At 68.5% G+C, this 21970-nt stretch carries 22 protein-coding genes; 11 read left to right on the forward strand and 11 right to left on the reverse strand.

Going from position 1 to position 21970, the window contains the following annotated elements:
* Window positions 1-30: 30 nt before the first annotated feature.
* Window positions 31-1230 (forward strand): NAD(P)-dependent malic enzyme, encoded by a 1200-nt coding sequence (locus ABD768_RS20290; protein ID WP_344842792.1) that lies wholly within the window; start codon window positions 31-33, stop codon window positions 1228-1230.
* Between the two features lie 52 nt (window positions 1231-1282).
* Here the strand turns inward: ABD768_RS20290 and ABD768_RS20295 are convergent, their stop codons facing one another.
* Window positions 1283-2059, reverse strand: coding sequence for an SAM-dependent methyltransferase (locus ABD768_RS20295; protein ID WP_344842795.1), 777 nt, complete (start codon window positions 2057-2059; stop codon window positions 1283-1285).
* Window positions 2060-2114: 55 nt separating this feature from the next.
* Here ABD768_RS20295 and ABD768_RS20300 point away from each other — a divergent pair, with 55 nt between their 5' ends.
* From ABD768_RS20300 to ABD768_RS20320, 5 genes are all read left to right on the forward strand, one after another.
* A complete protein-coding gene (locus ABD768_RS20300; RefSeq protein ID WP_343964658.1) occupies window positions 2115-3083 on the forward strand; it encodes a zinc-binding dehydrogenase in 969 nt (322 codons plus the stop codon).
* Window positions 3084-3593: a GNAT family N-acetyltransferase gene (locus ABD768_RS20305; protein WP_344842797.1), complete on the forward strand. Its 510-nt coding sequence runs from the start codon at window positions 3084-3086 to the stop codon at window positions 3591-3593.
* Between the two features lie 75 nt (window positions 3594-3668).
* Window positions 3669-4544, forward strand: a complete 876-nt coding sequence (locus ABD768_RS20310; RefSeq protein WP_344842799.1) for an AurF N-oxygenase family protein — start codon at window positions 3669-3671, stop codon at window positions 4542-4544.
* On the forward strand, window positions 4544-5938 hold the full coding sequence (locus ABD768_RS20315) for an FAD-dependent oxidoreductase (protein ID WP_425558438.1): 1395 nt from the start codon (window positions 4544-4546) through the stop codon (window positions 5936-5938). The genes ABD768_RS20310 and ABD768_RS20315 overlap by 1 nt, the downstream gene beginning before the upstream one ends.
* Before the next feature lie 136 nt (window positions 5939-6074).
* Complete coding sequence (locus ABD768_RS20320; RefSeq protein ID WP_328327303.1) at window positions 6075-6374, forward strand: WhiB family transcriptional regulator; 300 nt, start codon at window positions 6075-6077, stop codon at window positions 6372-6374.
* Here ABD768_RS20320 and ABD768_RS20325 read toward each other — a convergent pair.
* Entirely contained in the window at window positions 6371-7603 is a 1233-nt protein-coding gene (locus ABD768_RS20325; RefSeq protein ID WP_344842805.1) for a sodium:proton exchanger, read from the reverse strand. The genes ABD768_RS20320 and ABD768_RS20325 overlap by 4 nt on opposite strands.
* Window positions 7604-7718: 115 nt before the next feature.
* On the opposite strand from ABD768_RS20325, the gene ABD768_RS20330 reads away from it, so the two are divergent.
* Entirely contained in the window at window positions 7719-8072 is a 354-nt protein-coding gene (locus ABD768_RS20330; protein WP_328327299.1) for an ArsR/SmtB family transcription factor, read from the forward strand.
* A gap of 173 nt (window positions 8073-8245) precedes the next feature.
* Window positions 8246-8941: a hypothetical protein gene (locus ABD768_RS20335; protein WP_344842808.1), complete on the forward strand. Its 696-nt coding sequence runs from the start codon at window positions 8246-8248 to the stop codon at window positions 8939-8941.
* Here the strand turns inward: ABD768_RS20335 and ABD768_RS20340 are convergent.
* The 4 genes from ABD768_RS20340 to ABD768_RS20355 form a co-directional block, all read right to left on the reverse strand.
* Window positions 8913-9650 (reverse strand): AAA family ATPase, encoded by a 738-nt coding sequence (locus tag ABD768_RS20340; protein ID WP_343964671.1) that lies wholly within the window; start codon window positions 9648-9650, stop codon window positions 8913-8915. The genes ABD768_RS20335 and ABD768_RS20340 overlap by 29 nt on opposite strands.
* Before the next feature lie 27 nt (window positions 9651-9677).
* Window positions 9678-9854, reverse strand: a complete 177-nt coding sequence (locus ABD768_RS20345; protein ID WP_343964673.1) for a DUF6104 family protein — start codon at window positions 9852-9854, stop codon at window positions 9678-9680.
* Between the two features lies 1 nt (window position 9855).
* Window positions 9856-13707, reverse strand: coding sequence for a multifunctional oxoglutarate decarboxylase/oxoglutarate dehydrogenase thiamine pyrophosphate-binding subunit/dihydrolipoyllysine-residue succinyltransferase subunit (locus ABD768_RS20350; protein ID WP_343964675.1), 3852 nt, complete (start codon window positions 13705-13707; stop codon window positions 9856-9858).
* Window positions 13708-14112: 405 nt separating this feature from the next.
* On the reverse strand, window positions 14113-14517 hold the full coding sequence (locus ABD768_RS20355; RefSeq protein ID WP_344842813.1) for a DUF3052 domain-containing protein: 405 nt from the start codon (window positions 14515-14517) through the stop codon (window positions 14113-14115).
* An 84-nt stretch (window positions 14518-14601) separates the two neighbouring features.
* On the opposite strand from ABD768_RS20355, the gene ABD768_RS20360 reads away from it, so the two are divergent.
* The 3 genes from ABD768_RS20360 (at window position 14602) to ABD768_RS20370 (ending at window position 17710) form a co-directional block, all read left to right on the forward strand.
* On the forward strand, window positions 14602-15273 hold the full coding sequence (locus ABD768_RS20360; RefSeq protein WP_344842815.1) for a FadR/GntR family transcriptional regulator: 672 nt from the start codon (window positions 14602-14604) through the stop codon (window positions 15271-15273).
* A 235-nt stretch (window positions 15274-15508) separates the two neighbouring features.
* The gene (locus ABD768_RS20365; RefSeq protein ID WP_344842817.1) at window positions 15509-15922 is read left to right on the forward strand and encodes a VOC family protein; all 414 of its coding nucleotides are present in this window, start codon (window positions 15509-15511) and stop codon (window positions 15920-15922) included.
* Window positions 15923-16129: 207 nt separating this feature from the next.
* The gene (locus ABD768_RS20370; protein WP_344842819.1) at window positions 16130-17710 is read left to right on the forward strand and encodes an ABC-F family ATP-binding cassette domain-containing protein; all 1581 of its coding nucleotides are present in this window, start codon (window positions 16130-16132) and stop codon (window positions 17708-17710) included.
* Here ABD768_RS20370 and ABD768_RS20375 read toward each other — a convergent pair.
* The 5 genes from ABD768_RS20375 to ABD768_RS20395 form a co-directional block, all read right to left on the reverse strand.
* Window positions 17707-17961 (reverse strand): GNAT family N-acetyltransferase, encoded by a 255-nt coding sequence (locus ABD768_RS20375; protein WP_344842821.1) that lies wholly within the window; start codon window positions 17959-17961, stop codon window positions 17707-17709. The two genes, ABD768_RS20370 and ABD768_RS20375, sit on opposite strands and share 4 nt — an antisense overlap.
* A 196-nt stretch (window positions 17962-18157) precedes the next feature.
* Window positions 18158-18637: a hypothetical protein gene (locus ABD768_RS20380; RefSeq protein ID WP_344842825.1), complete on the reverse strand. Its 480-nt coding sequence runs from the start codon at window positions 18635-18637 to the stop codon at window positions 18158-18160.
* Between the two features lie 155 nt (window positions 18638-18792).
* Window positions 18793-19758 (reverse strand): aldo/keto reductase, encoded by a 966-nt coding sequence (locus tag ABD768_RS20385; protein WP_344842828.1) that lies wholly within the window; start codon window positions 19756-19758, stop codon window positions 18793-18795.
* A complete protein-coding gene (locus ABD768_RS20390) occupies window positions 19755-20528 on the reverse strand; it encodes an SDR family NAD(P)-dependent oxidoreductase (protein ID WP_343964688.1) in 774 nt (257 codons plus the stop codon). Before ABD768_RS20390 ends, ABD768_RS20385 begins: the two co-directional genes overlap by 4 nt.
* On the reverse strand, window positions 20525-21844 hold the full coding sequence (locus tag ABD768_RS20395; protein ID WP_343964690.1) for an L-fuconate dehydratase: 1320 nt from the start codon (window positions 21842-21844) through the stop codon (window positions 20525-20527). Before ABD768_RS20395 ends, ABD768_RS20390 begins: the two co-directional genes overlap by 4 nt.
* Between the last annotated feature and the right edge of the window lie 126 nt (window positions 21845-21970).

Below are 21970 nucleotides of genomic sequence, written 5' to 3' on the forward strand. Positions count from 1 at the left end.
CCTGCTTTCCGAAGTGAAGGGTCCCTTTTCATGGTCGCCGAAGTGGTTCCGTCCACCCCGCAAGCCGATCCCTACGCCGGTGATCCGGTCTTCGAGCTGCACCTCGGTGGCAAGATCGAGGTGACGTCCTCGGTCCACGTCACGAATGCCGACGAGCTGTCCCGCGCCTACACGCCCGGCGTCGCCCGGGTCTGCACCGCGATCGCCGAGGACCCGGCGCTGGTCCGCAAGTACACCTGGAAGTCCAACGTGGTCGCGGTCGTCACCGACGGCACCGCGGTGCTCGGACTCGGTGACATCGGCCCGGCCGCGTCGCTGCCGGTGATGGAGGGCAAGGCCCTGCTGTTCAAGGAGTTCGGCGGCGTCGACTCGGTGCCGATCGCCCTGGACTGCACGGATGTGGACGAGTTCGTCGAGACCGTCGTCCGGCTGGCGCCGACCTTCGGTGGGATCAACCTCGAGGACATCTCCGCGCCGCGCTGCTTCGAGATCGAGCGCCGGCTGAAGGAACGGCTCGACATCCCGGTCTTCCACGACGACCAGCACGGTACTGCGGTCGTCGTACTGGCTGCCCTGCGCAATGCACTGCGCCTGACCGGCAAGTCCATCTCCGACATCCGCGTCGTCATCTCCGGCGCGGGTGCGGCCGGGGTGGCTTGCGCGCGGATCCTCTTGCAGGCGGGCGTCGGCGACCTGGCCGTCGTGGACAGCAAGGGCGTGCTGCACGAGGATCGCCCGGACCTCAACCCGGTCAAGCTTTCGCTGGCCCAGGACACCAACACGGGTGGACTTTCCGGTCGGCTGGTCGATGCGCTGGATGGCGCTGACGTCTTCCTCGGTGTGTCGGGCGGAACCGTGCCGGAGGAGGCCATCGCGCGGATGGCGCCTGGCGCGATGATCTTCGCGCTGGCCAACCCGAATCCCGAAGTACACCCGGACATCGCTCACCGGCACGCCGCGGTCGTTGCCACGGGTCGCTCGGACTTCCCGAATCAGATCAACAACGTCCTGGCCTTCCCGGGCATCTTCCGGGGCGCCTTCGACGTCAACGCCAGCCGGATCACCGAGGGCATGAAGCTGGCCGCCGCCGAGGCGTTGGCCGCGCTGATCCCGGAGGAAGAGCTGCGGGCGGACTACATCATCCCGTCGCCGTTCGACGCGCGCGTCGCCCCGGCTGTAGCGGCAGCCGTCGCCGAGGCGGCCCGCCGCGACGGAGTAGCCCGCGACTGAGCAGGCCAGCGTCGAGCACTGCGGTGCTCGACGCTGCCCTGGCCCTCTCGTGCTAGACGGCGACGAGGGCCAGGTAAGCCATACCGAGGATGCCGCGGTAGCCGCCGAAGTACGCAGCGCGCTTCGCGGCCGCCCGGGCCAGTACGCCGTCGGCGTCCGGGTGCCCGGTGCCGTGCTCGGCCAGCCAGCGGGTGTACCGGGCGTTGGATCCGGACTCGAACTCGTCCCACTCGTCGAGGTTGGCCTCGTGCACCTGAACCGGCTGGAAGCCGTGCGCGACGGCGAGCTCGATCAGTTCGCCCAGTCCGAGGAATTCGTCCAGCCGGCCGGCGAGCGGCGCGATGGCCTCGGGCGTCGGAGTACGCGACCAGATGCCCTCGCCGTACAGGACCCGGCCGCCCGGGGCGACCACCTTCCGCAGGGCGCGCAACGCGCTCACGTAGTCGAGCGGCTGCCTCGCCTCGACCGGCGGGCCCCAGATCTGGCTCGCGCCGATGCAGATCACCGCGTCGGCCGATCCGTCGGGCTGCGCCTTCGCATCGCCGTCCGTGAACGTCACCCGGTCGGCCAGACCGCGGTCCCTGGCCAGCTTCCGGCCGTGCTCGATCGCCGGCTGGTCGAGGTCGATGCCGATTCCACGAGCTGTCGGCGAGGCTTCGACCACGCGCAGGAGCAGCTCTCCCCAGCCGCAGCCGAGATCGAGAACTCTTTGCTCCTTGTGCTGCTGTGGGCTGGTGGCCAGGAACTCTGTCAGCCGTCCGGCCCGCGCCTGCGACAACGGCGTCATGAAGGTCAGGTCTTCGGACGGGTGGTTCACCACGATGCTCATCCGGCGAACCTTGCCCCAGCCCCGATGCGGTGCTCAACCCAATAAGGTGGACGACATGCTTGCTGCTTACGCTGCCAGGTTCGACGCGGACGACCCGATCTCTGCGCTGGAGGTGGGGGAGCGGCCCGAGCCGGTCGCGGCTGACGGGTGGGTCACGGTCGACGTCAAGGCGACGGCGCTCAATCACCATGACCTGTGGTCGTTGAAGGGTGTCGGGCTGGCGGAGAAGAATCTGCCGATGATCCTTGGCTGCGACGCGGCGGGGATCGACCCGGACGGCAACGAAGTGGTGGTGCACGCGGTCATCTCGGATCCCTCGTGGAAGGGCGACGAGACGCTCGATCCCAAGCGGTCGCTGCTGAGCGAAGTGCACCAGGGGACGCTGGCCCAGAAGATCGCGGTGCCGGCCGCCAACGTCGTACCGAAGCCTGCTGGGTTGAGTTTCGAGGAGGCCGCGTGCCTGCCGACGGCCTGGCTCACGGCGTACCGGATGTTGTTCACGCAGTCGCCGCTCAAGCCGGGCGACACGGTACTTGTCCAGGGCGCGGGTGGTGGGGTCGCGTCGTCGCTGATCACGCTCGCACGGGCTGCCGGGCTGCGCGTCTGGGCGACCAGCCGGGATGAAGGCAAGCGGGCGAAGGCGGTCGAGATCGGGGCGCATGAGGCCTTCGAGTCGGGTGCGCGGTTGCCGGAGCGGGTCGATGCGGTGATGGAGACCGTGGGGCAGGCGACCTGGTCGCACTCGCTGAAGTCGCTCAAGCAGGGCGGCACGGTGGTGATCTCCGGCGCGACCAGCGGGCAGGCGCCGAAGTCGGCCGAGCTCAACCGGATCTTCTTCCTGCAGCTGCGGGTGCAGGGCTCGACGATGGGGACGCGGGCCGAGCTGGCCGAGCTGGTGCAGTTCATGGCCAATGCGGGCATCCGGCCGCACATCGACAGCACCTACGCGCTCGCCGACGCCCGCGAGGGCTTCACGAAACTGAATGCGGGTGACGTCTTCGGCAAGATCGTCTTCACTGTCTGAATGGAGATCGAGATCCGCCGCGCCGTCGTCGCGGACGCGGAAGCCGCTGCCTGGTGCCACCTGACCTGCTGGCAGGAGGCGTACGCCGGGCTTGTCGACGCGGACCGGTTGGCCGAGAAGACGAGTGATCTGGAGCTGCGGGTCGAGCGGTGGACGGAGCGGCTGTCACAGGGGGTGCAGCGGTGGGTCGCGGTCAATCCTGATCCGGCGGCCGCGGTACGGGACCGGGTGATCGGGTTCTCGTCGCCGGGGCCGACGCGGGACGAGGATGCGCCGACGGCGTTGGAGCTGTACGCGATCTACGTGCGTGAGAAGTGGTGGGGGAGCGGGCTCGGGTACCGGCTGCTGGACGTTGCCATCGGCAAGGAGGCGGCGAGCCTCTGGGTGCTGGCGGGCAACGAGCGGGCGAAGGCGTTCTACCGGCGGCACGGGTTCGTCGAGGACGGCACCCAGGTGGACGAGCCGTTCTTCGGCGTCCCGGAACTCAGGATGGTTCGTCCCAGCCAGTGACCGCCGGGGTTGCCCTGCTTTGATACACGATCTATGTTACATAGAGGATGTTGTATCTCGGCCGGGAGGTTCTCCATGCACGGCACGGATCAGACTGCACGGCGGTTGCTCGACTCCTCGGCGCGGTTGTCGCGGGATCCGGCGACGGAGATCGACTGGGCGGCGCCGCTCGGCGACGGCTACGGGCTGAGTCCGGAGTGGAGCACGCTCTACGGCACGGCGTACTGGGATGAGCTGACCGGAGCGCAGCGCGTCGAGCTGACCCGGCACGAGGCGGCGTCGGTCGCCTCGACGGGGATCTGGTTCGAGATGATTCTGCAGCAGCTGATCCTTCGCGACGTCTACTCGGTGAATCCGGCCAGTGCGGAGTTCCAGTGGGCGCTGACCGAGATCGCCGACGAGTGCCGGCACTCGATCATGTTCGCGCGGGCGTCGGGGCGGCTGGTCGACGCGGAGTACCGGCCGGGGACGAAGGCGCGGGAACTCGGGCGGATGTTCAAGACGGTGGCGACCGGCGAGACGGCGTACGCGGCGATCCTGGTCGCGGAGGAAGTGCTCGACGTGATGCAGCGGGACTGGATGCGGGACCGCCGGGTCGAGCCTTTGGTACGGACGGTGAACCACATCCATGTCGTCGAGGAGTCGCGGCACATGGTGTTCGCGCGGGACGAGACGCGCCAGCGGCTGGCCGGATCCGGTGCGGCCCGGCGGTGGGTGAGTGCGCTGGTGATCGCGATCGCGGCCGACATGATCGTGAGCAGCATGGTGACCCGGGCGGTCTACGCGAACGCCGGTCTCGATCCGGAGCGGGCGCTGCGGGAGGCTCGGGCGAATGAGCATCACCGGTCGTTGCTGCGGTCGAGTTGCGCCAACCTGATGGACTTCCTGGGCGAGGTCGGGTTGCTGACGCCGGCGGCGACGCGGGTTTACCGGCGTACGGGGTTGCGCTGATGGCCTACGTCATCACGGGCGAATGCTGCTCGGACGCGAGCTGTGTGGCGGTGTGCCCGATGAACAGCATTCATCCGTTGGGTGGCATGGATGGGCTGTTCGTCGATCCGCGGACCTGTATCGACTGTGGGGCTTGTGCGGATGCGTGTCCGGTCGGCGCGGCCAAGCCGGCCGAGCAGGCGACGCCGGTCGAGGTGGAGCTCAACCGCTCGTACTTCGAATCGACGCCGGCTCTCGACGCACTCGACCTGAACACCTGGGAGGCGCCCACCTTCTCGCCGTGGACTTCGGGGCCGCGGCGGGTTGCGGTGGTGGGGGCGGGGCCGGCGGGGATGTACGCGACTCGGGAGCTGCTGTTGCGTAGTACCGCCGATGTGACTGTCTATGACCGGCTGCCCTTGGTCGGCGGGCTGGCGCGCTATGGCGTCGCCCCCGACCATCCGATGACCAAACAGATCATCTCGACCTTCAGCCGCATCCTCGACCACCCCCGAGTCACCTGGCGCCCCGGCGTCGAGGCGGACGCGGTGGAGTTGGAGAGCCGGTACGACGCCGTGATCCACGCGGTCGGCTCCTACACCAGTCGCCGCCTCAACATCCCCGGCGAAGACTCCGCTGGCAGCTGCCCCGCCTCCTCGGTAGTTGCCTGGTACAACGGCCGCCCAGGCTTCGCCGACCTGCCGGTCTCTCTGCGCGGCCCCCGAGCAGTGATCGTCGGCAACGGCAATGTGGCCCTGGACCTGGCCCGCCTACTGGTCAGCAACGCCGACCGCCTGGCTGACCTCGACCTACCGCCCGCAGTTCGCACGGCCCTCGCAACCAGCGGCATCACCGAGGTAGTAATCCTCGCCCGCCGAGGCCCCGAAGCCGCCGCCTACTCCGACTCGGCCTTCCGCGACCTGCTGGACCTCCAAGGCGTCGATGTGTCCCGAGCGACAGGACATAGTGACTCAACTAGCCCGTCGCCGCGCTCAGAAACCCCGCGGGCAACCGCCGACCAGCCACTATGTCCTGTCGCTCGGGACACATCTCCCGAGCTGGGCGTGCCGCCGCTGCCTGGGCGACGGATCGTGCTGCGCTTCAACACCACGCCGACCGCGTGGGATCCGGGCGCCGGCCTCAGCACCAGCCGGGGAGTCATCTCGGCGGGCAACCTCTTCACCGCCATCGGGTTCGTCGGGCGGCCGGTGGCCGGGTTGCCGTTTGATGAGGTGCGTGGGGTGGTGCCGAATGAGCGGGGGGCCGTGGTTGGGCGACCGGGGCATTTTGTGACGGGGTGGATCAAGCGAGGGGCTCAGGGTGGGATCGGGGCGAACAAGGCTTGTGCTGAGGAGACTGTGCGGAGTTTGCTCACGGGGGCGGCGAATCGGGGGTTGGCGGCGGCTGCGGTGTGACATTGTCCGGTCGTGACGTTTCATGGCTGAAACATTGCCGTCGCACCGGGGCAACGAGGCTGGCGCACGCTGGTCGTACCGCGGGAAACCCCCCGGATCGATCCGCCCGATCGATGAGCTTTGAGCAGGAGTGCCCATGAGGCCGACCTTGACGGTGATCGCCGACCCCGCCGACCGCTGGATGATGCGTGCGGCATGCATCGGCCAGGCGCCGGCGTACGACGAGACCGCGAGCGCCTGGGAGCAGCGCAAGGCACAGGCGATCTGTATGACCGCCTGCCCGGTGATCGAGGAGTGCCGTGAGTGGGCCCGCCGGACCAAGTTCACCGGTACCGCCGCCGGCGAGAAGTTCCTCTCCGGCCGCCGCCGTGGCCGCCCCGGCCCGCAGGAGCGCCGCCGCCCGACCCCGATGGTCGAGGAGCAGCAGGCCAGCTAAACCCCCGCCAACTCCGACTCCTGTTCCGCCGTGACCTTCGAGGTGCGGCGGAACGGTGATGTCAGGGTCTGTACGACGTACTGGCGGTTGTAGCTGAGTGCCCAGATCGCCAGCGCCAGGTAGATGCCCGAGAGCACATAGCGCCCGGTCTGCCCCGGTACTGCGAACTGCACCGCGAACAACCCCAGCAGCGCCCAAGCAGCCCAGCGCGGGAAGCGCAGGCTCAGCAGGACCGCCAGGCCGAGCACCGTCTGGGTAGCGGTCAGCAGGAACTCCTCGACCTGGCGACCGTCCAGCGGAAGAGCAGCAGGGCCGCCACCGATGCCGTAGGCGATCGGGAGGCTGCCGATGAGCAGCGTCCACTGGTTCACCTTCGCGGAGATCAGCAGGCCGAGTGCGGCCGCTCCCTTGCCGCGCCAGGCGAACAGGATCGCCACGATGAACTCCGGCGCCTCAGACGCCAGCGGGGCCAGCCACTGCACGAGCAGGAACTGGTCGATGCCCAGTGCCTGCCCACCCTCGACCAGCGAGTCAGCAAACGGCTCTGCGGACAGCAGGATGATTCCGGCGGCCGCCGCGAACATCGCGACGACAGTGATCCGTCGCTGCACCTTGCCGAGCGCACCGATCCGGGCAGCCGGTCCGATGAGGTCCGGCTCGTGGCCGCTGTCGGCCGTAGCCGCGCGCCAGAGGTAGTACGCGAAGAAGGCCAGCAGGGCGATGCCCAGGAGCAAGTGGATCTGCCCGGTGATCGGGATGATGAAGGCCACGACGCTAGCGACGGCCAGGAAGCCCAGCTCGCGGCGGTAGCCCGACTCGAGCACCAGGGCCTTGATGGTGCGGCCGCTGCGCTTGCTGGCGACGTACAGGCTGATCAGTACGACGCTGGACCAGCCGAGGCCGAGCAGTAGCCGGTTTGAGCCGGTCATGTTGGCGGCGGCGTAGGCGACGTACTCCGGTTGGCTGCCGGCGGTGTGGGCGAAGTACAGATCGACCGCGTACTCCGGAAGTACGGCGATGACCGCGAGCAGCGCGATCGCGAGCCCGCCGGAGATGTCGACCTCGGCCGCCTCGGCCGCCCAGGCCAGCACGAACGACGCCGCGACCACTCCGAGCCCGAAGACAACGATGGCCAACGGAGCTGCCGGATGGACGCCGCTGAGCCGCAGCGCGATCGCCGGAACAGCCGCGAGAAGCAGCATCAGGACGGGGCGGAGTGCTCTGATCACGATGTCCAGCCTGCCATCGTTTTGATACTTTCGCAATTGCGCAAGTATGAGACCGTACTCACGCTCGGCCTGCCGAGTACCAGGGGACCTCCGGAAAGGTCACAATGACTCCGCGATGAGCACACCCCCTGAACCCACCCGAGCCCAGCTCGACGCCGCCGCCAGCACGTTCGCGATGCTCTCGGCGCCGGTCCGGCTGCACCTGGTGTCCCTGGCGGCCCAGGGCGAGTACGACGTCGGCACGCTGGCCGACCGCGTCGGCGTCAGCATCGCCACCGCCAGCCAGCACCTCGGCAAGCTCCGCCTGGCCGGCATCATCACCGCCCGCCGCGAGGGCCGCCGGCACATCTACACCGTCGACGACCCGCACGTCCTCAACATGGTCGACCAGATCTTCGAGCACATCGCCCCTGATGGCTCCCTGGCCCCCGACCCGCCGCTGCGCCGCCGTCCGCCGCACACGGACTAGGGCCGTACTGCGTCTGAGGGCAACTGGCGCCGGGCTTCGAGGGCACGGTGTGGTGGTCGCTGGGTCAGGGCTGGGCCGAACCCATGCCTTGGGCACCTAAGTTCGTGGGTGGCCGAGCCGGTTCGTGAGGAGCCGGCCGAATCGCGGGGGCCGGCCGACCCAGGGGAGGACTCATGAAGAAGGCACGGCTGGCCGGGATCGCGGTCGCGGTGGGGCTGATCGGCGTGGGGAGTGTCGCGTACGCGGCCATTCCGGACGATGACGGCGTGATCCACGGCTGCTACAACAAGGGCGGACTGCTGCAGGACAAGGGCGCGCTGCGAGTCGTCGAGAAGGGCGAGAGGTGCCGCTCGACCGAACTGCCGACGACCTGGAGCCAGACCGGGCCGCAAGGTCCGGTGGGACCTGTCGGACCGGTAGGGCCGACAGGCGCCAAGGGCGACACCGGGGCAACCGGTGCCGAGGGACCTGTCGGGCCCACAGGGCCGCAGGGTGCGCAAGGGGAGCAAGGCGCTCCTGGCTTCAGCGACGCCTACATGGCCGGTGGAAACGTCGACCTGCACAACCACACCGAGACGCCGGTCGCCTCGATCCAGCTGCCCGCCGGCTCGTACGCGCTCTTCGGTAAGGCGGAGCTGCAGAACCTCGACGGCGACAACCAGAACGGCTACTGCAAACTCAGCACCGGCGACGTAACTCCCGTGCGCCTCGGCTGGAGCATCACCTCCCCACGCATCCCCGTCAGCGTGCAGGACCTACTGGTCCTCGACGCTCCCGGCACCGCCACCCTCTACTGCTCCACCTACAACGGCCGAGCCCGCTACGGCCGAATCACGGCGCTCAAGGTCGGTCAGGCTCATTACCAATGACGTGGCGTAGGTAGCGTTCGGGGGCTTCGAGGTAGGCGCGCCAGTTCTGGACCAGGAGGAGGTCGGGCCAGGTTGTCTCGCGGAGGCCCCAGTCGCCGACCTCCAGGATTGTGGCGCCGGGGAGGGAGCAGACGACGGGGGAGTGGGTGGCGCAGATGACCTGGCCGCCGCCCTTGGCCAGCTCGTCCAGGACGCCGACCAGGGCCAGGCTGGAGGAGAACGAGAGGGCGGATTCCGGTTCGTCCAGGCAGTACAGGCCTGGGCTGTCGAAGCGGCTCTGGAGTACTTCGAGGAAGCCTTCGCCGTGGCTCAACTCGTGGAACTTCGGGTCCCGTCCGCCCGGGTTCTGCTCCAGGTACGTGTAGTACCCGTGCATGGTCTCAGCCCGGAGAAAGAAGCCCCAGCGCGCTGAGCCTGCGCCGCGGGTCAGCTGGATGTCCCGCGAGAGCGACGACTCCGAAGCACGAGTCGTCAGCCTGGCACCGGTCGACCCGCCCTCAGGCGACATACCGAACGCAATGGCGATCGCCTCCACCAGAGTCGACTTGCCCGCCCCGTTCTCGCCGACCAGGAAGGTGACGCCGGGGCCGAGGTCGAGGCCGTCGGTCAGGAGTTGGCGCACGGCCGGGATGGTGTGGGGCCAGGTGCGGGACACGCTGATGCCCTCCGCCGCGGCAACCCGGCGTACCGGATGACTGGCGAAGGGCATCTGCACAAACTAAACCCAGAGGGGTTCTCAGTCGTCTTCGTCGTCCAGGCGGGCGAGCCAGGTGGCGAAGCGTTCGATGGGGGTTTCGAAGTCGGGGTTCAGGTCGACGAACTCGCGGAGGCGCTCGGCGATCCAGGCCAGCGGGACTTCTTCTTCGCCCCGCCGGCCCTCGAGCTCCTCGATTCCTCTGTCGGTGAAGTACACGTCAGCTGAAGGCCTGCTTCATCAGCGTCGCCTGCTCGGCGACGTGCACGCCGTGCGAGCCGACCGACGTGGCGGACATGGCCGGCCGGGACACCCGGTAGAACGGCTTGCCGCCCAGGTGCTCGGTCAGGTTCAGTGCCATGAACGGCCACGGACCCTGGTTCGCCGGCTCGTCTTGCACCCAGCGGATCTCCTGCAGGTTCGGGTACTTCGCCAGCTGGGCCTTGATCTCCTCGGCCGGCAGCGGGTACAGCTGCTCGATCCGCAGGACCGCCGTGCTGATCTTGTCCGGCTCGGCCTTCTTCCGCTCGGCCAGCAGGTCGTAGATGATCCGGCCCGAGGACAGGATGACCCGCTCGACGGCGGCCGGGTTCTGCTCGGCCTCCGCGTCGCCCAGCACCGGGTGGAACGTACCGCTGGTCAGCTCCTCCGGCTGCGACACCGCTGCCTTCAACCGGAGCAGCTGCTTCGGCGTGAAGACGATCAGCGGGTTGTGCTCCTCCTGCAGCGTGTGCCGCCGCAGCAGGTGGAAGTACGACGCGGGTGTCGACGGCTGGGCCACGGTCATCGCGTTCTCGGCGCACAGCGCCATGAAGCGCTCGATCCGGGCCGACGAGTGGTCGGGGCCCTGGCCCTCGTAGCCGTGCGGCAGCAGCAGCACGACACCGGACTTCTGGCCCCACTTCGCCTCACCGGCCGAGATGTACTCGTCGATGATGGACTGGGCGCCGTTCACGAAGTCACCGAACTGCGCCTCCCACAGCACCAGTGCGTCCGGCCGGGCCACGGAGTAGCCGTACTCGAAGCCGAGCGCGGCGTACTCGCTGAGCAGCGAGTCGTAGACGTAGAAGTTGGCCTGCTGCTCGTCCAGGTTCTGCAGCGGGACGTAGTCCTGGCCGTTCACCCGGTCGATGACCGCGGCGAACCGCTGGACGAACGTGCCGCGGCGGCTGTCCTGACCGGCGAGCCGGACCGGGCGACCGGCCAGCAGCAGCGAACCGAAGGCGGTGATCTCCGCGGAGGCCCAGTCGACCGGGCCCTGGGTGATCGCGGCGGCCCGGCGCTGCAGCTGCGGCATCACCTTCGGGTGCGCGGTGAAGCCCTCCGGCAGCGTGGTGTACGCGTCGGCGATCTTCTTCAGCACCTCGGGCGTGGTCGCGGTCGCGTCCGGACCCTCCGGCTTGTCGGGGTAGACCGGGACGGTGACGTACGGCGCCGGCGTGTCCGGCTGGCTCTTCGCCTCCCGTACTTCGGTGAACACCCGCTCGAGCCGCTGCTGGAAGTCGCGCATCGCCTGCTCGGCCTCTTCGACCGTGATGTCGCCACGGCCGATCAGGGCCTCGGTGTACAGCTTGCGGACCGACCGCTTCTGCTCGATCAGGTCGTACATCAGCGGCTGCGTGAACGACGGGTCGTCGCCCTCGTTGTGACCGCGACGGCGGTAGCAGACCAGGTCGATGACGACGTCCTTGTTGAACGCCTGGCGGTACTCGAAGGCCAGATCGGCGACCCGGATGCAGGCCTCGGGGTCGTCGCCGTTCACGTGGAAGATCGGCGCCTGGACCATCCGGGCCACGTCGGTGCAGTACATCGACGAGCGCGACGAGGCCGGCGAGGTGGTGAAACCGACCTGGTTGTTGACGATCACGTGGATCGTGCCGCCGGTCCGGTACCCGCGCAGCTGCGACAGGTTGAGCGTCTCGGCGACGACGCCCTGACCGGCGAACGCCGCGTCACCGTGGACCAGCACCGGCAGGACCGGGAAGGCCGCGCCCTGGTCGAGGATGTCCTGCTTCGCGCGGACGATGCCCTCGAGGACCGGGTCGACGGTCTCCAGGTGGGACGGGTTCGCCGCCACCGACACCTTGATCTTGTCGCCGAACTCGGAGACGAACTCGCCCTCGGCGCCCAGGTGGTACTTGACGTCACCGGAGCCCTGGACGGTCCGCGGGTCGATGTTGCCGTCGAACTCGCGGAAGATCTGCCCGTACGACTTGCCGACGATGTTGGCCAGCACGTTCAGCCGGCCGCGGTGCGCCATCCCGATGGTGACCTCGTCGAGGCCCGCTCCGGCGGCTTCCTCGCACAGCTCGTCGAGCAGCGGGATGGTGGTCTCGCCACCCTCCAGCGAGAACCGCTTCTGGCCGACGTACTTGGTCTGCAGGAAGGTCTCGAACGCCTCGGCCTCGTTCAGCTTGGCCAGGATCCGGAGCTGCTCCTCGCGCGGCGGCTTGGTGTGCGGCCGCTCGACCCGCTCCTGGATCCACTTGCGCTGCTCGGGGTCCTGGATGTGCATGTACTCGATACCGGTGGTCCGGCAGTACGAGTCGCGCAGGATGCCCAGGATGTCGCGCAGCTTCATGAACCGGCGGTCGCTCTGCTCGCCGAAGGAGCCGGTGGCGAACTCGCGGTCCAGGTCCCACAGCGTCAGGCCGTGGGTGGCGACGTCCAGGTCCGGGTGGCTGCGCTGCTTGTACTCCAGCGGGTCGGTGTCGGCCATGATGTGGCCGCGCACCCGGTACGCGTGGATCAGCTCGAGGATCCGGGCCTGCTTGCTGATGTCCTCCTCGTGGCTGTGCGGGAGGTCGGCGGCCCAGCGGATCGGCTCGTACGGGATCCGCAGCGACTGGAAGATCTCGTCGTAGAAGCCCTCGTCGCCGAGCAGCAGCCGGTGCAGCCGGCGCAGGAACTCACCCGACTGGGCGCCCTGGATGATCCGGTGGTCGTAGGTCGAGGTCAGCGTCATCACCTTGCTGACCGCGAGCTTGGCCATCGTCTCCTCGGCCGCGCCCTGGTACGCCGAGGGGTAGTCCATCGCGCCGACGCCGACGATGCAGCCCTGGCCGCTCATCAGCCGTGGCACCGAGTGCTGGGTGCCGATCGTGCCGGGGTTGGTCAGGCTGATCGTGGTGCCCTGGAAGTCGGGCAGCGCGAGCTTGTTGTCCCGGGCCCGCCGGACGACGTCCTCGTAGGCCATCCAGAACTGGGCGAACGTCATCGACTCGGCGGCCTTGATCGACGGCACCAGCAGCTGCCGGGTGCCGTCGGGCTTCGACATGTCGATGGCCAGACCGAGGTTGATGTGCTCGGGCTGGACCAGGGTCGGCTTGCCGTCGGTCACGTCGTACGACGCGTTCATCTCCGGCAGCGTCTTGAGCGCCTTCACCAGCGCCCAGCCGACCAGGTGGGTGAACGAGATCTTGCCACCGCGCGCCCGGCGCAGGTGGTTGTTGATGACGATGCGGTTGTCGATCAGCAGCTTGACCGGCACCTCGCGAACACTGGTCGCGGTCGGGACCGTGAGGCTGGTCTCCATGTTCTGCGCGGTCCGGGCGGGCGCGCCGCGCAGGATCTTGCGCTCCGCGTCCGCGGCGGTCGCGGGTGCGGGCTTGGGTTGCGCGCTGGTCGGCTGGTTCACCGTGCCTCCGGTAGGGGTGCCGCCTCCGGCAGCAGCTGCCTTCTGTGGGGATGAAGCTGTCTGGGCCTGCGCCGCGGGCTGGGCCGGGGTCGCCGGGGCAGCCGGAGCCGGTGCGGCCGGCGCGGGGGCCTGCGCCGCGGCCTGGGCAGCCGGCTGGCTGGAGGCGGGGGCGGCAGCGGCCGTACCGCGGCTCGGAGCCTCCGGGGTCTTGTTGTCTGACACGGCGTCCGGACGGGGAGCGTCGACCGGGCTGGACGTCACCGGCTTCGCATCACCCGGGCTGTTCCCCTTGAAGCTGTCGGACTCGAAGTACTTGATCCAGGCCGGGTCCACCGACTTCGGATCGGAGAGGTAGCTCTCGTACATCTCGTCGGCCAGCCATTCGTTCGCGCCGAAGGCTGCAAAGGGGTCAGGTTCTGATGGCTCGGTGGCCACTGGGCAGTTCGCCTCTTCCGATCGGGTCAGAGTTATGACTAGGGAAGTTATGAGGGACTTCCCGAGCCAAGGCTAATAGCTGCCGCAACAGATCCGCAGCCCGGGATCACCGGACCAGTCGATCGAGTGGTTGGCGCCCGCGCGGTTGATCGATCGAGGGCTGAAACACTGCCGTGGCAGGTGTTCCAGCGATCGCCCCGCCGGGTCGCGGCGGCGGGAACTGGACTGACGGCGGATTGACTGCCGGACCCGTTGCAGGGGTGGGGTTCCGGCGGACATTCCGGTCTACCGGCGATGGTCCGGGGAGCCTTGCTGGCCACAGTATGCAGCCGGGTGATCGCCGGTCGTGATGGACTTTCTTCCGTACATATGTGGCCAACGTCACTCAGCGGATCAGTCCAGTTCTCACCGATTGGCCAGCCGGCGGACCAGTTTGAGCCCCGACCAGGTGGCATCGATCGCACACACCTTCACATCCACCACGCCGAGCGGCAGGGCCAGCTCGCGGACGCCGTTCTCGTCCAGATCGGTCGGTACGCCGGAAGCGCGCTTCGGCCAGGCGACCCAGATCATCCCGGCCGTGCTGGTTCTCGGCAGGAGTACGGGAAGTCTGGCGGCGAGCCGGGCGCGATCCGGGCAGAAGGCAAGGATCACGTCGTACTCCGCCCTGCCGGGCCGGGTGAGTGTTCTCGTGCCGTCCGGCAGGCCGTCGATGGCGAAGCCGGGTGGGGCGTTGTCGAGCACCACGGTGTGCTCGGGCTTGATCCCGAGCTTCGTGGCAAGCGGCTTCCCGGAGTACCCGTCCGTCATAGCCCTGATCATCGGTGCTCGACTGCCGCGTGCCAACCGGCGGATTTGGCGCCTTGCGACCGCGCGTAGCGGCATACTGACCGAATGGCGTTGACGGATGAGGCGATCGTCAAGATCAAGGACATGATCACCTCGGGGGAGTTGAGGCCGGGCGACCGGCTGCCCAAGGAGACGGACCTCGCGGCCCGGCTCGGGCTGTCCCGCAACTCGCTGCGGGAGGCCGTGAAAGCGCTCACCCTGGTCAACGTGCTCGACGTGCGGCACGGCGACGGGACCTATGTGACGTCGCTGGACTCGGCGCACCTGCTCGACGCGCTCAGCTTCATGGTCGATCTGCACCAGGACGACTCGGTCCTGCAGTTCTTCGAGGTACGCCGGTTGCTGGAGCCCGGCGTCGCCGCGCTGGCCGCCGTCCGCATCAGCCGCGAACAGCTGGCCGAACTGCGGTTGCTGACGAGTGACCTCACCGCTGACGCAGCCATCGACGACCTGGTCGCCAACGACCTGCGCTTCCATCGCGGAATCGCCGAGGCCAGCGGCAACGCCGTCGTCTGCTCGTTGCTGGACGGCATCTCCGGTGCCACCCAGCGGGCCCGCATCTGGCGCGGCGTCACCCAGGCCGGCGCCGTCGAACGCACCCTCGCCGAACACACCGCCATCCTCGACGCCATCGAAGCCAACGACACCGACGCCGCCCGAGCCTGGATGACAGCCCACATTTCCGGCGTGGAAACCTGGCTCCGCAAAGCCCGCTGATCAGGGATCTGGGGAGGGTCGTACCCCCGGATCGGGTCAATTTCCTCCCCGCTCTCCAGGCAACCTGCGACGAGACCATCAACCGCTCGACCGGCGTGGCGCCCAGCTCCTGCCGGCACCAGGTGACGAGCCAGGGATCTATGGGGGAACCAACCACAAGAGCGTGTCGAGAACGGGGAATCGGTTCCGACGTACCGCATGTCAGGCAACCACTCAGAGCAGAAGGACCACTCAGATGACCGAGAAGAACCCCACCGCCGATGTCCGCCCTGGAGCGTTCCTGCTGGAGTTGGTGATGGTGCCGGTCAGCGACCTCGACAAGTCGAAGGCGTTCTACGCCGACCAGCTCGGGTTCACTGTTGATGTCGACGTGGCGCCGGCCGAGGGGGTGCGGATCGTGCAGCTCACGCCGCCGGGGTCGTACGCCTCGATCACGCTCAGCACCGGGATCGCGCAGGCAGACATGCCGGTCGGGTCGTTGCGCGGTCTGCACCTCGTGGTCGCGGACATTGAGGCGGCCCGCGAGGAGCTGATCGGCCGTGGCGTCGACGTCGCGCCGGTCGAGGACATGGGCGGCGTGTTCTACGCCTGGTTCGCCGACCCGGACGGCAACACGTGGACGCTCCAGCACATGCCTTGGCGCAAGTAGGTCCGCCGCGTACGCAGTACCGGTCGATCTGTTGCTTGGAGCAACCGATCGGAAATGGAGTTGAAGCGCGGGCGGGGGAGCGCCTACGCTTGCCGGTGTCACATTGCCGGCGTCAGGGGTTCGGGTTGTCGAACTGAGATCTCTCTTCAGTAGCGGTTGATCGCCACCGATCGGTGGGCGGTCTCGTTCGAGATCTCGGAGCACCCCATGTCTTTCTCTTTGACCTGTACTGACCTCTCCTTCGCCTGGCCGGACGGCGGCGTGCTGTTCGACGGGCTGACCTTCGTGGCGGGACCCGTGCGGTCCGGGCTGGTCGGGCGCAACGGCGCCGGCAAGTCCACCCTGCTGCGGCTGATCGCCGGACGCCTCACGCCGCAACGCGGGGCGATCCGGGTCAGCGGCGAGCTCGGGTACCTGCCGCAGGACCTCACCCTCGACACCACGCTGCGCGTCGACCAGGCGCTCGGCATCGACGCGATCCGGGCCGCGATCACCGCGATCGAGGCCGGCGACGCGTCCGAGCAGAACTTCGCGATCGTCGGCGACGGCTGGGACGTGGAGGAGCGCGCCGACGCGATGCTCGGCAAGCTCGGGCTCGGCGCGATCACCCTCGACCGCAGCGTCGGCGAGCTGTCCGGCGGCGAGACGATCCTGCTCGGGCTGGCCGCCGAGTTGCTCAAGCGTCCCGACGTACTGCTGCTCGACGAGCCCACCAACAACCTCGACCTGCGCGCCCGCAAACACCTGTACGACGCGGTCGACGCCTTCCGTGGTGCGTTGCTGATCGTCAGCCACGACCGGGAGCTGCTCGATCGCGTCGACCAGATCGGGGATCTGCGCAAGGGCGAGCTGACCTGGTACGGCGGCAACCTCACGGCGTACGAGGAAGCTGTCGCGACGGAGCAGGAGGCGGCCGAGCGGATGGTCCGCGCGGCCGAATCCGACCTGAAGAAGCAGAAGCGCGAGCTGGCCGAGGCGCGGATGAAGATGGACCGCCGGCGGGCGGCGGGTCAGCGTGCCTTCGAGCAGGGCGGCATCCCGAAGATCGTCGCGGGGAACCTGAAACGCAACGCGCAGGTGTCGGCGGCCAAGCACATCGGCATGCACAGCGATCGGCTCGACACGGCGGCCAGCGCGCTGGCGGAGGCGGAGGAGAAGGTCCACGACGACGACACGATCCGCGTCGACCTGCCGAAGACCACTGTGCCGGCCGGGCGGATCGTAGTACGGCTGGAAGATTATGTACTCCGTACCGGACTGCATGCCGACCTGGAGATCCGCGGTCCCGAGCGGATCGCCCTCACCGGCCCGAACGGCGCAGGCAAGAGCACGCTCCTCCACGCCATCGCCGCCGACGACAAGCCGCTGGTCCCGTGGCGCCTTCTGCCCCAGCGCCTGGACCTGCTCCAGGATTCCTTGTCCGTAGTGGAAAACCTGGCCCTGCTGGCTCCGAGCACGGAGAACCAATACCGCCGCTCGCGCCTGGCCCGCTTCCTCTTCCGCGGCCGGGCCGCCGACCAACCGGTCAGCACCCTCTCCGGCGGCGAACGCTTCCGGGCAACCCTCGCCGCGCTGCTACTCGCCGAGCCTCCACCCCAACTCCTGATGCTCGACGAGCCGACCAACAACCTCGACCTGGCCAGCGTCGCCCAGCTCCAAGACGCCCTGGCCTCCTACAACGGCGCCCTGGTCATCGCCAGCCACGACCTCCCCTTCCTCCGGGAGATCGGCATCACCCGCTGGCTCCACCTCGACCACAACGAACTGACCGAGATCGACCCGCTCTAGCTTTCACCGAGGCAGTTCGGCGACGCACAAACCTGTTCGGCGCCGAACTCCTCGAACCGCTCCACCTCGGCAAACCCCAACTTCCCCAACAACCGCAGCGAAGCCGCGTTGGCCGACTGAGTGGTCGCGACAACCGTCTCGTCCGGTACGACGCCCGGTAGCCAACGCAACACAGCGCCCACTGCCTCCTGCGCATAGCCCTTGCCCCCAGTGCTCCGGCAGTAGCAGGTAGCCGATGTCGAGCGCCCCACCCATCGCTCCCGGCCACTCCTCATCCCACCGCTTCAAGCTGTACGCCTCCACCGACGACAACAACCTGACCAGCCCGTCCCGATCGAGTTCCCGCGCCTCCCGAAGTACCAGCCGCTCGGTCTCCAATTCCCCGACCGGCCAGCTCTCCAGCACCAGCTCAGCCATTCCAACGACCACCGCGGGTTCGATGGCTGGTCATGCGAGCAGCTGCTCGAGGGCGGGTGGGAGGGGGAGGTTCAGGGAGGTGAGGAAGTCGGCGGTCTTGACCTCGACGTAGATCTCCGCGTCGGGGAGGTCTTCGTCGTCTTCCTCGTCCTCGTCCTCGTCGAAGGTGTCTTTGTCTTCGGCCAGGTAGGGGAGGAGTTCGGCGCGTTTGGAGTCTGCGGTGGTCGGGTCCGCGGTCGGCGTGTGGTTGGTCCACCAGGTGGTGAGGGCGGCGGCTTCCTGGGCGGGGTTGGTGCGGGAGTCGTCGTCCTCGGATTCGAAGTACATGCGTGGGGTGTAGCCCAGGTAGGCGACGCCGGTGCCCTGGTACTCCGGGCTGTACGTGACGATCGTGAAGTCGCTGTCGTGGATGTTGATCCGGAGCCAAGGGCCGGGCTCGTTGACCGGCTGGTCCGGATCGTGCTCGGTCCATTGGTCGCCGGCGTACAGGTACGTGCCGAAGAACCCCACGGTGCTTCCTCCCCGGGTCGAGTGCCTCAGGGGCGAACGATAGCGAGTGGGCCGACCGCCAGCCCATCAAAGGCTCGGCGCGGCAGGCCGGCGCGCGCTCGAATGGGGGCTGGGGCCCGACCGACCTCGACCTATTGATGGGCTGGGCGTCGCTCCTACCCCGGAGTCGGCGCATCCTCGCGGAGGAGGCCCCCCGACTTGAGGTCCGACCAGACCTCGGCCGGTACTTCGGTACGCGCAAGGGCCGCGTTGGCGTGGACCTCGTCGGCCGTGCGGCACCCGACGGCGATGCCGGCGACGGCCGGATGGGCCAGCGGGAACTTGAGGGCGACGGCGGGGAGGGTGACCCCGTGGGACTCGCAGACGTCGGCGAGCTTGTTCGCCTTCTCGAGCAAGGCGGGTGGGGCCGGCGCGTAGTTGAAGGTGGCGTCGGGGGCGGGGCGGGGCTGGGACAGGAGGCCGGAGTTGAAGATGCCTACGGCAACGACCTGGACATCGTTCGCGAGGCAGGCGGGGAGGACGTCGTCGAGGCCGTCGGGGTCGAGCAGGGTGTAGCGGCCGGCGAGCATGATGACGTCGATGTCGACCGACTCGACGAAGCGGGTCAGCATCGCGGTCTGGTTCATGCCGGAGCCGATGGCGCCGATCACGCCCTGGTCGCGCAGTTCTATCAGCGTCGGGAACGCCGTCGCGACGGCCTCGTCGTAGTGGTGGTCGGGGTCGTGGACGAAGACGACATCGAGGCGGTCGACGTCCAGGCGGCGCAGCGAGTCCTCGATGCTCTGGAGGACGCCGTCGCGGGTGAAGTCCCAGCGGCGGCGTCGATTCGAGACGACGGCGAAGCCTTCGTCGTCCGGTGCGGGGGTGTCGGCTTCGTAGATGATGCGGCCGACCTTCGAGGAGAGCACGTACTCCGAACGCGGCTTGCCCGCGAGCCCGGCGCCGAGGCGTTCCTCGGCCAGCCCGAGGCCGTAGTGCGGGGCGGTGTCGAAGTACCGCCAGCCCTCGTCCCAGGCAGCTTGGACGGTGGCGACCGCTTCGGCGTCGGCGACAGGGGAGAAGAGGCCGGCGAGAGGCGCGCCACCCAGCCCGATGCGGTTGTCGTCCGCAAAGAGCTTCATGACCGAGGAGCCGAGGTCGGGGCGGGAGCGGCCGGGAGGCGGAGGTTTTGCATGCCGCCGTCGACGGCGAGCGCAGTACCGGTGGTCGAGCCGGCCAAGGGGCTGGCCAGGTAGGCAATGGCAGCAGCGACCTCCGAGGCCGTCACCAGGCGGCCCATCGGTTGCCGGGCTTCCAGGGCAGCACGCTCCGCGGCAGGATCGGTCGCCACATCCAGCAACCGCCCGACCCAAGGCGTATCCGCAGTACCAGGATTGACGCAGTTGACGCGGATCCCCTCGCGCACGTGATCCGCAGCCATCGCCATCGTCAACGCCAGTACGGCGCCCTTGCTCGCGCTGTACAACGCGCGGTTGGGCAGCCCCGCCGTCGCCGCGATCGAGCACGTATTGACGATCGCCGCGGCCGACGATCGCCGCAGATATGGCAGTGTCGCGCGAGTGACCCGAGCGATCCCGACGACGTTCACGTCAAGCACCCGATGCCACTCGTCGTCGTCGTTGCCCGCGACCGTCCCCTGCGCGCCGATCCCGGCGTTGTTGATCAGGATGTCGATCCCGCCGAGCTGCAACGCGGCGGCCGACACCGCGTCCCGGACCGAGGCGTCGTCGCTCACATCGGCGGCGATTCCCCTCAGCGGCGCGGGCACGTCCGGCTTCAGGTCGAAGACGATCACCTCGGCGCCCCGGGCGGCGAGCAGCGAGGCCGCCGCCAGCCCGATCCCCGACGCTCCTCCGGTCACCACGGCCTTCAGGCCGGCGAAATCGGTCACTGATCGCTCTCCTTTGTCAGCTCGGTCCAGATCTTGCCAGCCGGATAGCGGTAGTCGTCCAGCGTCTTCGCGTCCATCTCGGCGCTGAACCCCGGCCGCAGCGGCGCGACGTAGTTCCCGTCCTTGATCACCACGGGCTCCAGGAAGTGCTCGTGCAGATGGTCGACGAACTCGATCACCCGGTTCTCGGTACTGCCGCTGACCGCGACCAGATCGAACATCGACAGGTGCTGCACCAGCTCACACAGTCCTACCCCACCCGCGTGCGGGCACACCGGTACGCCGAACTTCGCCGCCAGCAGCAAGATGGCGATGTTCTCGTTGACGCCGGCCACCCGGGCCGAGTCGATCTGGACGAACGACAGCGACTCCGCCTGCAGCAACTGCTTGAACACGACCCGGTTCTGCACGTGCTCGCCGGTCGCCACCCGGACCGGCGCGACGGCGCGGGCGATCGCGGCGTGCCCGAGGATGTCGTCCGGGCTGGTCGGCTCCTCGACCCACCACACGTCGAACGGCTTCAGCGCCTCGATCCAGCCGATCGCGTCGCCGACGTCCCAGCGCTGGTTCGCGTCGATCGCGATCCGGATGTCCGGGCCGACCGTCTCCCGGGCCAGCCGCATCCGGCGGATGTCGTCCTCGAGGTTCGCGCCGACCTTGAGCTTGATCTGGCTGAACCCCTCGGCGACGGCCTCGCGGCAGAGCCGGACCAGCTTGGCGTCGTCGTACCCGAGCCAGCCGGGCGTGGTCGTGTACGCCGGGTAGCCCTGCTCGCGCAGGAGCGCTTCCCGCTCGGCGCGGCCGGGCTGAGCGGCGTACAGGATCTCCAGCGCCTCGTCGCGGGTGAGTGCGTCGGTGAGGTAGCGGAAGTCGACCAGATCGACGATCTGCTCGGGGGAGAGATCCGACAACAGCTTCCACAGCGGTACGCCGGCCCGCTTCGCGGCCAGGTCCCAGACCGCGTTGACGACCGCGCCGATCGCCATGTGCATGACGCCCTTCTCGGGCCCCAGCCAGCGCAGTTGTGAGTCGTGCACCAGCGACTTCCAGAATCCGCCGAGGTCGCTGAGCGTCGCGTCGACGTCGAGCCCGACGACGTGGTCGCGGAGCGCCTCGATCGCGGCGGTCTGGACGTCGTTGCCGCGGCCGATCGTGAAGGCGAAGCCGTGGCCTTCCAGCCCGTCGCCGGCGTCGGTGCGGATGATCAGGTACGCCGCGGAGTAGTCCGGGTCGGCGTTCATCGCGTCGGAGCCGTCCAGGTCCAGCGACGTGGGGAAGCGGACGTCGTACGTCTCGACCTCGGAGAAGCGCGGCATGCAGAGACCCGTTTCTGGCAGTGATCCGATCTGTCCCGTAGATCCTATAGGATATGTGGGTCAGAGTGCACTGGTTGACCCATTTAATTCACCTGCTCAAGAAAATGCAATGGATAGAGTCGCCCC

This window comes from Kribbella ginsengisoli (genome assembly GCF_039537185.1).
Taxonomy (GTDB): Bacteria; Actinomycetota; Actinomycetes; order Propionibacteriales; family Kribbellaceae; genus Kribbella; species Kribbella koreensis.